This is a genomic window from Streptomyces sp. NPDC027672, from assembly GCF_055566335.1.
The window spans coordinates 435,744-448,858 of sequence record NZ_JBVHSO010000004.1; the positions used below are offsets into that span (position 1 = coordinate 435,744).

Below are 13,115 nucleotides of genomic sequence, written 5' to 3' on the forward strand. Positions count from 1 at the left end.
CTGCTGTTCAACCGCTTTGTCGGCGCGGTCGGACACTCCGACACGCCAACGTGGCGCCGCGGATCCGACGGAAGCACGGGCCTTTCCCGTCTGCCGCCCGTCGGGGTGGCCAACTTGGAAAAGGGAAACGTTGACAGTGAACGTTGCTTCCCGGAAGTACGCGAGATCGCCTGAACGCGAGCGCGCACACGTTGGAGGACGACGATGAACGAGCGGCCCGTTCTTATTCACACCCATGGAATCGGAACGATCGACTACAGCTCGATGTCTCCCGAAGAACTGGGCGCGGTGCATGAACTCGCCGTGGAAGGGGGATTCGACGTCGTCCCGGGAATTTTCTTAGGGCGCGACCATCTTTCTGCGCTGACGGACGTGATGTGCGCCTGGCACGAGAACCGCTCGTCACTGTCGGCCATTTCCGGCTTCTCCGTGGAGGGCCCTCTCCTGGGACGTACGGGCGGGGTGCCGCCGCGCGGGATCTGGTCGCCCACCGCCCGCGAATGGGAGCGCATCGCCGCCCTGGGCCGGTACGGACTCCGGTACCTCGTGATGGGCCCTGACATGGGCGACCTCGACGACGAGCTGGACGACGGTCTCTCCTACCGGGACGTCATCGACCTCTTCTACGCCAACGGCGTCAAGGTCGCACTCGGGCACTTCCAGCACGACGCGCCGGAGCTGAGCGCCGATCGCACCCGAGCCGTCATCGAGCACGTGCAGGACCGTTACGGTCCCGGCCCCGAGGTCCTGTTGACGGACCACCTCTACAACGACATGCCGCGGGCCTTCCGGCATGTGTGGCGCACCGCGCAGGAACGTTCCCGCCGTGCTCAGCAGCTCGCGCCGGTGCTCGCGGCCGACTGGGACACGGCAGATCTGGACCGGCTGCTGGGCCCGGTGCCCGCCACTCTGCTGCGGGCCGCCCGGGAAGGGCGGCTGCTGCCGTTCCTCAACTTCGACGGGGACCACGTCGACCTGGAGGTCTGCCGCCGCACGCTGGAACACCTCGGTCCCGAGGGCGTGATCGGCATCACCGACGACACCAGCATCCCCTTCCTGGCCGGCGAGGAACTCCACCACCGGGAAGGCAGCGGTCTGTGGTACCGCTCCGACGGCATCGTGGCGGCCGGCTCCAAGGGGCTCGCCACCCAGCGCCGCAACCTCGCCGGCCTCACCACCGACGACACCGCCTTCGACCGCCTGTTCCGGCACAACCCGCGCCGTGCGCTGACCCCGCTGGGGGCGCCCGCGACGGCAGGGGTGGGCGGCCGGCCGGCCGACGGGGCCCTGAGTCACGGGAAGCACGGCCGTGCCTGAGCCCGCCGTGGGGTACCAGCCCGCCGGTTCCGGCCCGCGGCAGCCCCTCGCCACCGCTGCCGGGACGACGGCCCGCGACGCGGCGGGCGTGTACGTCACCGCCTGCGACCCGGAGTCCGCCGTCAACGCCAGCACCTGGCGGGAGACGGAGGCCGCCCACCGCGCCGTACAGACCGCGCTGCTGTCCCACGCCTGGGCGGACGGGTCGGTTCCCCAGGTCCTGCGGCGACTGGCCGGAGACCCCGCCGACGCCACCGCGTACCGGCATGTCGAGGCGGCCCTCACCGCCGAGTTGGCCCGTGACGGCGCGTTCGCCGCACGGCTCACCGGGCTGCTCTCCGAGGTGACGCGGACCAGCGTCGTCCGGTACCACCTGGGCGCCGCCTACCGGCAGCCCACGCGGGACGAGCCCCCCGCTCCACAGACCCCGGAAGAGGTCCGCGCCCTGCTCGCCGAGGACCCGGCGGCCCGTCCGGCCCCCCGGGCGGGCGCGCCCGGCCCATTGGTGGCGGTCGTCGTCCCGGTCCGGGCGCACCCGTCCGACACCGGCCGGGCGCGCAACGCCGTGGCCGCCGTCGCCTCCGCGATGCGGCAGGACCTCGACCGGTCCGCGTACCGCGTCGTCGTCGTGGAGCAGGACACGCGGCCCCGGATGGACCGGTACCTCGCCGACCTCGCCGACGCGTACCTCTTCCTCCCCAACCCCGGTGCCTTCAACAAGAGCTGGGCGCTGAACGCCGGTGCGGCGGCCGTGCCGGAGGCGCGGTATCTGTGCTTCCACGACGCCGACATGGTGGTGGAGCCGGACCACCTGTCCAAGGTGGTGACCAGCCTGGAGGAAGGTCCGCCGGCGTTGCTGCCCTACGGCGACCTGATCTTTCTCGACCCGGTCAGCAGCGGCCGGGCCATCCGGTCGCGGCTGGCGCCCGGCGGCCCGGCGAGCGTGGCCCCGGCCGGCCTGCGGGGTTTCGCGCTCCGCGACGTGTGGGGCGGGTACGTCTGCGTCACCAGGGAGCTCTTCGAGGCCGTGGGCGGCTACGACGAGCGTTTCCGCGGCTGGGGCGACGAGGACAACGAGTTCTACCGGCAGGTGCTGCGGCACTCGTCCGTGCCCCGCTGGAGCCGGCCGCTCGCGCACCTGTGGCACCGCCGGCCGGTCATGGTCGACGCCGAGGGCCGCCGGGCCAACCAGCACATCGCCAGGACTCCGCGGCCCGCCGACCCGGGGCCGCTCGGCGACCCGGCCAAGTACGCGCACGAGATGCCGCACGACATGAGGACGGACACGGCGTGAGCACAGAAGACAAGGGACTGCTGGCCCGGTTCGGCGTACCCCCGCTGACCGAGGTGCGCCGGACCACGGCCGCGGTCCTCGTGGACACCGTGGGGGTGGGGCTGCTGATCCCCATCTCCCTGCTGTACTTCACCCTCACCACGGACATCCGGGTCGCGGAACTGGGCGTCGCCCTCACGGCGGCCACCCTGCTGTCGCTGCCCGCCGGGCTGGCCGGCGGAGCGATGACGGACCGCTTCGGCCCCAAGCTGGCCATGGTCACCAACAACCTCGTGTCAGCGGCGGGTTATGTCCTGTACCTCTTCGCGGACGGGCTGGTCACGGCCTTCCTGGCCATGCTGCTGGTCGCCGTCGCGGACCGGATGTACTGGGCCTGCTGGTCGTCGTACGTGCATACGCTGAGCCACAGACGGCCCTTCGAGCGCTGGTTCGCCTTCCTCGAGTCGATCAAGGCGGGCGCCATGGGGCTGGGTGCGCTCCTGGCCACCTTGATCCTCGCCGTCAGCACCGACGTGGGCGCCCGCTGGCTGGTCGTCCTCAACATCGCCACCTGTGTGGTGGCCGCGCTGCTGTTCGTCCTCCAGCCCATGACCCCGGCGGCCGGCGCCGTGCCCCCCGCCGCGGACGACGAGGACCCCGAACTGCTGCAGGCCGTACGGGGCTGGCGGACCGTGCTCGCGGGCCGCACCAACCTCCTCTTCGTGATCGGTCAGTTGCTGCTCAGCCCGGTGATGCTGCTGCCCTCCGTGGCGCTGCCGCTGCTGTTCGTGGAGAAGTGGGGCATGCCGGTCTTCGTGTCCACGCTGCTCTTCGCGCTGAACACCGGTATCGCGGCGCTGATCCAGACGCCGCTCAGCCACGCCGTGCGCTTCCGCTCCCGCGCCGGGGTCGTCTGCTTCTCCGCCGGGCTGCTGTCCGCCTCGCTGCTGGTGATGGCCATCCTGCCGGAGCGGCAGTCGGCCCTGGCCTGGTGCGTCGTGGTGTTCGTGGGCATCGTGCTGGCCGTCGTGGACGCGCTGTACATGCCGGCCTCCAACGCCCTGATGACCGAGTCGGCGCCCGACGCGGTGCGCGGCCGCACCGTCGCGGTGTTCCAGACCGCGGCGGCCGTGGGCATGGCGGTCTTCCCGGCCTGCTTCAGCTTCGTCTTCGAACAGTCGTCGGCGCTCACCTGGGTCCTGCTCGCCGTCGTCATCGCTGCGGGCGGGGTGTGCTTCGCGGCCGCCTCGGCGCGGCTGCCGTACGCCGTGCGCTTCCCGGAGTCCCGCACCCCGGACCCGGCCGCGCCGCCCGCGGCGGGCACCACGGAGCCCGGCGGCTCGCAGACCCAGGTGCCGGGGAAATGGGCGGGATCGCCGTGAGCCGCCTTTCCAGCGGTCCCGGACGCCCCGCCCTGCCGGTGCCGCAGGACCGGATGACCCCGGGCGTGCCTGCGGACGCCGCCGCCGTGACCGTGCACCGGCTGCGCGTCCCGGCCGCCGCGGTGCGCGGGCCACTCGTCCGCGACGGCGTCCTCTTCCACATCGACGTATGCCACCAGCACCTCGCCGCGGTCGTCGAGGGGCGGACCAGGGTGGTGCTGCCGAGCGTGCCGGCCGATGCCGTGCTCTGCGCGGTCGGCGACGAACTGCGCATCGCGTACCCGGTGCCCGGCGGCTTCGGTGGTGTCGGTTTCCACGTGCGCGAGGGCCTGTCAACCTGCCCGGTCCCCCGGTCCTTCCCGCCCGTCCTGCGGGCCCCGCTGCAGGCCGCCGCCGCGCCCGTCGGCGTGCCGGCGGGCGCGGTGAGGGAACACACGCAGATCCGGATGGAGACCGGCGGCCTGGCCCTGGAGCTGTCCCTGCCCGCCGCCCCGGCGGACAGCGGACCGCTGCTGCGGCCCGGGGACCGGGGCGCCATCTGGCCCGTACGGCGGATACTGCTGGAGCCCGCCGGTGAGGGAGGGTGCCTGGTCACCGAACGCCTCCCCGGCCTGGTGTCCGGGGCGGCACCGTGGTGACCGGCCTTCCGGCGGGGGACGGCGCGGGCGAGCGGGTGCACTGGCCGGGCGTGGTCGTCGTCGGCGCCGGTGTCACCGGACTGCTGGTCACGGAGCGGCTCAGACAACGCGGTGTGCCGGTCCTCCTGGTGGAGCAGAGCCGGCTCGGCGCGGGCCAGACCGGGCACTGCCACGGCTATCTGCACCGCGGCTACATCTACCGCGGCATCACCGCCGGCCAGCGGCAGGCCCTGGCCCGCTGCGCCGACTGGTGGGACGACCACCTCACCGGGGCGGGCGGCGACGCCGTCGTCGGCGTACAAAGCGTCGTCGGCTTCACCGGGGCCGCGGAGCGGGAGGAGACACTGGCCGCCTGGAAGACGCTCGGCATGCCCTGGCAGGACGTCGACGCGCCCGGTCTGGAGGGCACCGCCGGGACGTTCGCGGTACCGGAGACCACGGTGTCGCCGCGAGCGGCGATGCGCGTCGTGGCCGGCGCCGCGGCCTCCACCCCCACCGTCCACGGCCGGGCCACGGCCGTGCGGCTCTCCGGCCGGTCGGTGCGGGCCGTGGACGTCCTCACCGGCGAGGGCACGGTGACCGTAACGGCCCCCGCCTACGTCCTGGTGACCGGGCTGGGCACACCGGACCTGCTGGGGCCCTGGGCGCGCACCCTCGGCATACGGACCCGGCTCTCCTACATGCTGGTGTGCCGCACCGGCCGGGACCTCCCCCGGGCGTTCTGCCTGCCCGCCGACAGCGCGCAGGGCCTCTTCGTGGCGTCACGGCCTCTCGGCCCGGACCGCGTCTACCTGATGTCGACCTTCGTCAGCTTCTGGGCGAGCACCGAGGACGCGGACGCGCGCCGGTCCTGGCTCGGTGCTGCCTCCCGGGTGCTCGCCACCCACCTGCCCGGTCTGTGGGAGGACCCCGAGGCCCGGTGGGGGATCTACCCGGCGAGGAAGGTCGAGGTGGACGCACCCGGCGGCGGACTGCCCGAGGGCGGCGTCTTCGACCTCGGCTGGGACAACGCGGTGACCGTCCTGCCGGGAAAGATGGTGCTCGCTCCGCTGTACGCGGACCGCTGTCTGGAACGGCTCGCCCGGCTCACCGACCTCGGCCGCCTGCGCGGTCCGTCGCTGCCCGGGCCCGGCCCGCTGCCCACGCCGCACGGCCCCGGCGACTCGCCCTGGGCCGCCGAGGACTGGGAGATGACACCGCTCTTCACCCGCGCCGAGCTCTTCGGCCACCCGGAGCCGTACCACCCGGTCCTCGCGCCGCCGTCCCGAAAGGAAACCAACCGGTGGAGTGCCTGATACTCAGCGCCGGAGCCGGCAGCAGACTCATGCCGCTCACCGCCCGGCTGCCCAAACCCCTCCTGCCGCTCGGCCCGACGACCGTCCTGGGACGGCTGGTCGGACAGGTGGCGCCGCTCGGTCCCCGGCGGGTCCTGTGCAACCTGCACCACCACGCGGCGGCGGCCGAGCAGTACTTCGCCCGCGCGGATCTGGCCCTGCCGGTGGTCAGCCGCCGGGAGGACCGGCTGCGCGGACCGGCCGGCTCGATGCTCACCTTCCAGGACGAACTCGCCGCCGCCGACACCGTGCTCGTCGTCTCCGGCGACCTGTACCTGGGGGACGGGGCGCTGGCCGAACTGGTGGGACGGCACCGGGAGAGCGGGAGCGACCTCTCCGTGCTCGCCGTCGAGGTGGACGACGGTTCGCGCTTCGGCGTCTTCCGCTTCGACGACGGCGGACGCGCCGTCGCGCTGGAGGAGAAACCGGCCTGGGCGGACGGCCGCCGCAGCTGGGTCAGCGGCGGGGCGTACTGCCTCCGCCCCGAACTGCTGAAGAGGGTCCCGGCCGACGGCCTGTACGACTTCGGCGCCCATCTGATCCCCGAGCTGCTGGCCGAGCGGGCGGCGGTCTGCGTCGTCCCGTGGCTGGGACGGTGGGACGACCTGGGAACCACCGACTCCTACCGGCGGGCCGTCCTCGACGACCTCGCCTCCCGTGCCCCCGCGGGCGGGGACGTCAGCCATGTCGCACCCACCGCCCGCGTCCATCCGACGGCGCACCTCACCGGCCGGGTCCTCGTCGCGGACCTCGCCGTGGTGGGAGCCGGCGCCTGGCTCCACGACACGGTCGTCCTCCCCGGCGCGATGATCCCCGGCCACACCACCGTGGCCGACGGCTGCGTCGCCTGACCCCGAAGCCGAACGAATCCGGGAGATCCCATGCGCGTCCTCGCCCTCGCTCCGGCCTACCACCCGCTGATCGGCGGCGCCGAGTCCTACATCCGCACCATCGCGACCGGACTGGCCGCCCGCGGCCACGACGTGCTGGTCGCCACGGACGGCGACCGTGTCCCCGCGCCCGCCGACGACCTCGACGGCCAGGCCCGGATCCGGCGCCTCGTGGCGTACCGGGAACTGATAGACGACCCGACGAAACTCCGCTGGGAGCAGATGCAGTTCAGCACCGCGGAGGAACTCGCCGCCTTGGTCGACGACTGGGGCACGCCGGACGTCGTGTTCGCCAACAGTCACGAGACGGCCGTGCTCGGCAGCATGGTCGCCATGACCTACGGCCGCCCGCTGGTGGCCAACTTCCACGAGCAACAGCCCGAACGCGGCCCACTCGGCCGCGGTCGCGCCCGGCTGGTCTACGCCACCCTGCCGGTCAACGCGCTGGTCGCGGGCAGCCGCTTCTACTACGAGAAGGCGATCGCCTACGGCAGCCCGGTGGAGACCACCCACCACATCCCGCACGGCATCGAGTGCGAACGGTTCGCCACCGAGGGGCCACGGCGTCCCGACGGCCGCTTCGTCATCGTGCTCAGCGGCCGCATCGCCCCCCGCAAACAGCAGGACTTCATGGTGCGGGTGCTCGCCCGGCTGGTCGCCGGCGGGCTCGACGCCCACCTGGTCATCGCGGGCCGGGCCCACTCCTCCGACCTCAGCTACCACGAGCGGCTGCTCGCACTCGTCAAGGAGCTCGAACTGACGGACCGGGTCACGCTCCGCCAGGACCTCGCCCTCGACGACATGCCCGAGGTGTACCGGGAGTGCGACGTGGTGGTGCAGCCCAGCCTCGCCGAGGGCCTGGGGCTGGCCGTCCTGGAGGCGATGGCCGCGGGCCGCCCCACCGTGGTCAGCGACGTGAGCGGTCTGCGCGAGGTGATAGGCGACCCGCACGTCGGGCTGCGCCTGCCGCCCGGCGCCGAGGGCGCCTGGGCCGAAGCGCTGGCGCAGCTCGCGGCCGACGAGCGGCTGCGGGCCCGGCTGACCGCCAACGCCCTGTCCACCGTGCGCCGGGAGTTCAACGTCCGCCGGATGCTGGAGCAGACCGAACGGCTCCTGGAGGGCGTGCGCGCGGCGTGGAGCCCGGACGGGTTCGACACCGCCCGATAACGTCCCCGCGGCCGGCCGCCGCCGAACGGCCCGTCCCCCCTTCCGCCCTGACGCAAGGACACCTCACCATGCGCGTACAGAACGGCACCATCTGGCTCGACGGAGAGATCGCCCACTGGGACGAGGCGAGGCTCCCCCTGATGTCGGACGCGTTGCTGCGCGGACTCAGCGTCTTCGACGGTCTGGTCGCCCGGCGGCAGACCGACGGATCCCTGGCACTGCTCGGCGCCGAGCGGCACCTCGACCGGCTGGCCCGGTCCTGCGAGGTGCTCGGCCTGCCCCTGGAAACCGGCGTCCCCGGGCTGCTCGAGGGCTGCCGCGCCGCCGCCGAACGGGAGGCCGCCGGCTTCCCGGACTGCGACGTGTACGTCCGGCCCATGGTGGTCGGCGCGGTCCTCACCCCGCGCGCCCGTGAGGCGTCGGTGACCGTCGCGGCGTTCCGTCAGGCGCCCGCCGCCCCCGCGCCGGTGGCTCTGCTGACCAGCGCGTGGCGGCGCCCCACCGACGACACGCTGCCCCCCGCGCTGAAGGTGGTCGGCAACTACCAGCTCACCCGTCTCGCCCGGCTCGAGGCGAAGAAGGCCGGGTACGACGACGCCCTGGTCCTCAACGCCGCGGGGCGGGTCGCGGAGTCGGCGGGCGCCGCCGTGGTGCAGGAGCGCGGCGGACGGCTCAGCACCCCGCCACCGTGGGAGGGCTGTCTGGACTCGGTGACCGTCGCCCTGCTCGCCCTGCTCGCCCGGGCCGAGGGCATCGAGTGGGCCCGGGAACCGCTGCAGCGCACCACCGTGCTCGGTGCGGACGGCCTCGCCCTGGCCGGGACACTCGCCGATGTGGTCCCGGTGAGCAGGCTGGACCACCGCTCCTACGCCGCGCCCTCGCCCCTGCTGGAGCAGCTCGGCCTGCTGTGGGCCGACGCGTCCCGGGGCGGCAAGCACGCCGGGCTGCTCGAGACGGTGACGGTCTGATGGCGGAGCGGAACAGCACCGGCGCGTTCGACGTCCTCGCCACCCGGCAGGCGTACACGTCGCCGTACATGCGGCTGCGCGAGGACGACGTGCGCTTCCCCGACGGCTCGCTCGGCGTCTGGACGGTGCTGGAGCGGTCCGACTTCGCCTTGGTGGTGCCCGAGGCGGCGCCCGGCCGGCTGGCCATGGTCAATCTCTACCGGCATCCGGCCGGCCGCCGGTTCTGGGAGTTCCCCCAGGGCTCGGCGTCCCACCCGGGCGTCCCGCCAGAGGAAGCGGCCGCCGGGGAACTCCGTGAGGAGGCCGGCTTCACGGCCGGTGAGTGGCATCGGCTCGGCGTCCTGCACGAGGCGTACGGATACGCGACCGGCGTGTGCCACGTCTTCCTCGCGCGGTCACTCACCGCGGTCGGCCGTTCCCCGGAACCCGGGGAGGGAGACGTGTGGACCGGCGTGTTCGGCACCGAGGACCTGTGGCGGATGCACGACGCGGGCGACCTCACCGACGCGGTGACCGTCGCCGCGCTCGCCCTGTACGAGCGGACGCGGCGCGGGACCGGACCGCGCCCCGGGCAGCCGGGAGGGACGGCGTGAACTCCCGGACGGCCGCGCACGACGGCCACCGCACCGCCAGGTCCGCCGGCGCCGGCTCCTGGGGCGACCCGGCACGGGCCGGGGAGGCGCTCGCCCTCTCCGCCAAGGGCACGCCCCGCAACGTCATCCTGTTCGTGGGCGACGGCCTGGGCGAAGACGAGCTGACCATCGCCCGCAACTACCTCAGGGGTGCCGACGGGCGGCTCGTCCTGGACGGGTTCCTCTTCACCGGCACGGTGACCAACTACTCGGTGATGCCCGGCGACCCGACCCGGCACAACTACGTCACCGACTCCGCCGCCGCGGCCACCGCCTGGGCGACCGGGGTGAAGACCTACAACGGCGCGATAGGCGTGGACGCCTTCGGTGACCCCGCCCCCACCCTCGTGGAACTGGCCAGGGCACGCGGGATGGCCACCGGCATCGTCACCACCGAGGAACTCTGTGACCCCACCCCTGCGGCGCTGGGCGCCCACGTGGCCGACCGCAGCGGCCGGGGACCGGACACCATGCAGCGGTGCCCGGCGCAGGCGGCCGAGAACGGCGGACCGGGCTCCATCGCCGAACAACTGGTGCGCACCCGCCCCGACGTCCTGCTCGGCGGCGGCGCGCAGTACTTCCGGCAGACCGTCCGGGCCGGCGCATTCCGCGGCCGCACCGTCCTCGACCAGGCCGCCGCCAGCTACCGGCTGGTCACCACCGCGGCCCAACTGGCCGCCGCGGACGCCGGCGCGCCGCTGCTCGGCCTGTTCGGCGACGGCGCGCTGGCCCGCGCCTGGGTCGGACCGACAGCGCGCGTCGACCGGGGCCCCGCAGCCGTGTGCCGCGTCAACCCTGACCTCCCGGCGGACCAGCCGACGCTGGCCCGGATGACGGCGAAGGCGCTGGAGATCCTGGAGCGACGCGCGGCGGGCCGAGGGTTCCTGCTTCAGGTCGAGGCCGGCCTGATCGACACCGCGAGCCACGACGGCGATCCCTGCGGCATGATCAGCGAGGTGGCCGCCTTCGACGAGGCGGTCTCGGTGGGACTGCGCTGGGCGGACCGGCATGGGGACACCCTGGTGCTGGTCACCGCCGACCACGGGCACTCCGCCCAGATCGTCCCCACCGACGTCGAGAGCCCCGGGGCCACAGCGATGCTCCTGGCACACGACGGCGAGCCCATGCTGATCAACTACGCCACCAACCTGCCCGGCGAGATCCTCGTGCACACCGGCGCCCAGGTGAGGATCGCCGCCCACGGCCCGTCCGCCGCCTCGGTCCTGGGCCTCGGCGACCAGACGGACCTGTTCCACCTGATCACCCGGACGTGGCAGGAGGCGCACGACCGTGACGGCGGCTGACCCCGGCCCCCGGGGGCGAGGCCGGCCGACCGGCACGCTGCCGCGGAGCGGGGCGAACGGGCCGGCGGCGCGGGGCGCCGGACGGGGCGCCATGAGCCGCGCGGTCATGCTGGGCCCCGCCTTCGTCGCCGCCGTCGCCTACGTCGACCCCGGCAACTTCGCCACCAACTTCGCTGCCGGGTCACACTTCGGCTACCACCTGCTGTGGGTGGTGCTGCTGGCCAATGTGACCGGTCTGTTCTTCCAGGCACTGGCCGCCAAACTGGGCGTCGCCACCGGCCGTAACCTCATGCAGCTGTGCCGGGCCAGGTATCCGCGCCCGGTGACCTACGGCTTGTGGGCGCAGGCCGAGACGGTCGCCGTGGCCACCGATCTGGCGGAGATCATCGGCGGTGCTCTCGCCCTCCACCTGCTGTTGGGCATGCCGCTGCCGCTCGGCGGCGCCGTCACGGCGGCCGTCTCCTCCGCGCTGCTCTTCCTGGACCGGCGGGGCCGCCACCGGTTCGACTGGATGGTGGCCGGCGCACTGTTCGGCATCACGGGCGGGCTGCTGTGGTGCACCGCCGTGGCCGGCCCCGACATCCGCAGCCTGTCCGCCGGTCTCGTCCCGGGCTTCGAGGGCCGGGGGAGCCTGCTGCTCGCCGTCGGCATCATCGGGGCCACGGTCATGCCGCACGCCATCTACCTGCACTCGGCCCGGTCGGCGGAACGCGTCGGGACGCTGCGGAGCGCCGGGGTCTTCCGGCCCGGCCGCGACGACCGTGCGGTGCTGCGCGGGATCCGGTTCGACGTGACCGTCGCCATGGTGCTCGCCGGGATCGTCAACGCCTCCATGCTCGTCGTCGGCGCACAGTTGGCCGGGGGCACCGGACCGCTCGCGGAGTCCCTGGAGGACGTACGGGACGGACTGCGAGCGACGCTGGGCGAGGGTGTGGCACTGGCCTTCTGCGGGGCGCTGCTCGTCTCAGGACTCTCCTCCTCCTCGGTGGGCACCTACGCCGGGCAGGTGATCATGGCCGGGTTCCTCCGCCGGGTTCCCCGCCTGATGGTGCGCAGGGCCCTGACGGTGTTCCCCTCCCTGCTCGTGCTGGCAGCGGGCGTCGATCCGACGACGGCGCTCGTGTGGTCCCAGGTCGTACTGTCCTTCGGCCTTCCGTTCGCCCTCGTCCCCCTGCTCCTGGCCACCCGGGACAAGGAACTGATGGGCCCCTTCGTGAACCGCCCGGCGACCACGGCCTGCGGCGCCCTGGCGGGAGCCGCGGTCGTCTGCCTCAACCTCAGCCTCTTCCTGCCGTGACCAGCGGCTCCCCGCGCGAACCGGGGCCGCGGGCCGGGCGACAGTACGCTGTATGCCCGTCGGCGACAGAACGAAGCGAGAACCCATGCGTACCGGACCCGCGACCGAGACATACAGGCCCACCGACAGGACGCGGCTGCGCCCCGCGACCGCGGCGGACGCCGGCTTCCTGGCGGAGGTGCTCCTGGAGGCGTTCAACTGGTCCCAGCCGCGGTTCACCCTGGAGGAGATCCTGCGGACGCCGAGCATCGCGCACTACGTCACCGGCTGGCCCCGGCCGGGCGACTTCGGCGTGGTGGCCGAGGACGGCGCGGGCCGCCCGGTCGGTGCCGCATGGGCACGGACCTTCCCCGCCGACGATCCCGGCTACGGCCATGTCGACCCGCGGGTACCGGAACTGACGCTCGGTGTCCTCCCCGGGTACCGCGGTCGTGGCATAGGCGGCGCCCTGCTCGACGCGCTGGTGGCGCGGGCGGCCCAGGCCCGCGTCGACCTGAGCCTCAGCGTGGAGGACGGCAATCCGGCCGTCCGCCTCTACGCTGCCCGCGGCTTCGTGACGGTCGGCCGCGAGGGGGAGTCGGACACGATGCTGCTCCGGCTCACCGGCACGCCCGCGGGCAGCCCCCGGGCCTGACCGGCACCGCACGAGTGCCACGGACCCAGGCCGACCGGGCGCTGCGGATCGTGCACGCTCTTCCGACCGAGGGGGAACGCCACGGTGATCAGGTGGAGACCCTCACCGTCCACCGCCGCGGGGCCGTCCAGGAGATGGCCGTCGTCATCCGCGACCATCCGTTTCCGCTGGCCATCAGGGAGCGGACGACCAAGGTGCCGCACGAGCCGAGCCGGCAGCAAAGTGACGGCCGGTGGCGCTCACGGAACCTCCCTGAGTGCGCGAACGCCTCCGTCCTGT

12 protein-coding genes are annotated in these 13,115 nt (G+C 73.7%); all 12 read left to right on the forward strand.

Annotated elements, in window-relative coordinates:
- Window positions 1–264 precede the first annotated feature (264 nt).
- The 12 genes from ACZ4SV_RS12995 to ACZ4SV_RS13050 all read left to right on the forward strand — a co-directional run bounded on the left by ACZ4SV_RS12995 (window position 265) and on the right by ACZ4SV_RS13050 (window position 12,836).
- Complete coding sequence (locus ACZ4SV_RS12995; RefSeq protein WP_468003924.1) at window positions 265–1,317, forward strand: hypothetical protein; 1,053 nt, start codon at window positions 265–267, stop codon at window positions 1,315–1,317.
- Window positions 1,310–2,611 (forward strand): galactosyltransferase-related protein, encoded by a 1,302-nt coding sequence (locus ACZ4SV_RS13000; RefSeq protein ID WP_468003926.1) that lies wholly within the window; start codon window positions 1,310–1,312, stop codon window positions 2,609–2,611. Before ACZ4SV_RS12995 ends, ACZ4SV_RS13000 begins: the two co-directional genes overlap by 8 nt.
- Window positions 2,608–3,972, forward strand: a complete 1,365-nt coding sequence (locus ACZ4SV_RS13005; protein ID WP_468003928.1) for an MFS transporter — start codon at window positions 2,608–2,610, stop codon at window positions 3,970–3,972. Before ACZ4SV_RS13000 ends, ACZ4SV_RS13005 begins: the two co-directional genes overlap by 4 nt.
- Window positions 3,969–4,610 (forward strand): hypothetical protein, encoded by a 642-nt coding sequence (locus ACZ4SV_RS13010; RefSeq protein ID WP_468003930.1) that lies wholly within the window; start codon window positions 3,969–3,971, stop codon window positions 4,608–4,610. The genes ACZ4SV_RS13005 and ACZ4SV_RS13010 overlap by 4 nt, the downstream gene beginning before the upstream one ends.
- Window positions 4,607–5,905 carry an FAD-dependent oxidoreductase gene (locus ACZ4SV_RS13015; protein ID WP_468003932.1) on the forward strand — a complete coding sequence of 433 codons (1,299 nt, stop codon included), beginning with the start codon at window positions 4,607–4,609 and terminating at the stop codon, window positions 5,903–5,905. Before ACZ4SV_RS13010 ends, ACZ4SV_RS13015 begins: the two co-directional genes overlap by 4 nt.
- Complete coding sequence (locus tag ACZ4SV_RS13020; RefSeq protein ID WP_468003934.1) at window positions 5,893–6,795, forward strand: nucleotidyltransferase family protein; 903 nt, start codon at window positions 5,893–5,895, stop codon at window positions 6,793–6,795. The genes ACZ4SV_RS13015 and ACZ4SV_RS13020 overlap by 13 nt, the downstream gene beginning before the upstream one ends.
- Before the next feature lie 30 nt (window positions 6,796–6,825).
- Entirely contained in the window at window positions 6,826–8,001 is a 1,176-nt protein-coding gene (locus tag ACZ4SV_RS13025) for a glycosyltransferase family 4 protein (RefSeq protein WP_365871354.1), read from the forward strand.
- A gap of 68 nt (window positions 8,002–8,069) precedes the next feature.
- A complete protein-coding gene (locus ACZ4SV_RS13030; RefSeq protein WP_365871356.1) occupies window positions 8,070–8,969 on the forward strand; it encodes an aminotransferase class IV in 900 nt (299 codons plus the stop codon).
- A complete protein-coding gene (locus ACZ4SV_RS13035) occupies window positions 8,969–9,562 on the forward strand; it encodes an NUDIX domain-containing protein (protein ID WP_468003937.1) in 594 nt (197 codons plus the stop codon). The genes ACZ4SV_RS13030 and ACZ4SV_RS13035 overlap by 1 nt, the downstream gene beginning before the upstream one ends.
- On the forward strand, window positions 9,559–10,905 hold the full coding sequence (locus ACZ4SV_RS13040; RefSeq protein WP_468003939.1) for an alkaline phosphatase: 1,347 nt from the start codon (window positions 9,559–9,561) through the stop codon (window positions 10,903–10,905). The genes ACZ4SV_RS13035 and ACZ4SV_RS13040 overlap by 4 nt, the downstream gene beginning before the upstream one ends.
- A gap of 91 nt (window positions 10,906–10,996) precedes the next feature.
- The gene (locus ACZ4SV_RS13045; RefSeq protein ID WP_365871362.1) at window positions 10,997–12,202 is read left to right on the forward strand and encodes an Nramp family divalent metal transporter; all 1,206 of its coding nucleotides are present in this window, start codon (window positions 10,997–10,999) and stop codon (window positions 12,200–12,202) included.
- 85 nt (window positions 12,203–12,287) lie between these two features.
- Window positions 12,288–12,836: a GNAT family N-acetyltransferase gene (locus ACZ4SV_RS13050; protein WP_365871364.1), complete on the forward strand. Its 549-nt coding sequence runs from the start codon at window positions 12,288–12,290 to the stop codon at window positions 12,834–12,836.
- The last annotated feature ends 279 nt before the right edge of the window (window positions 12,837–13,115 follow it).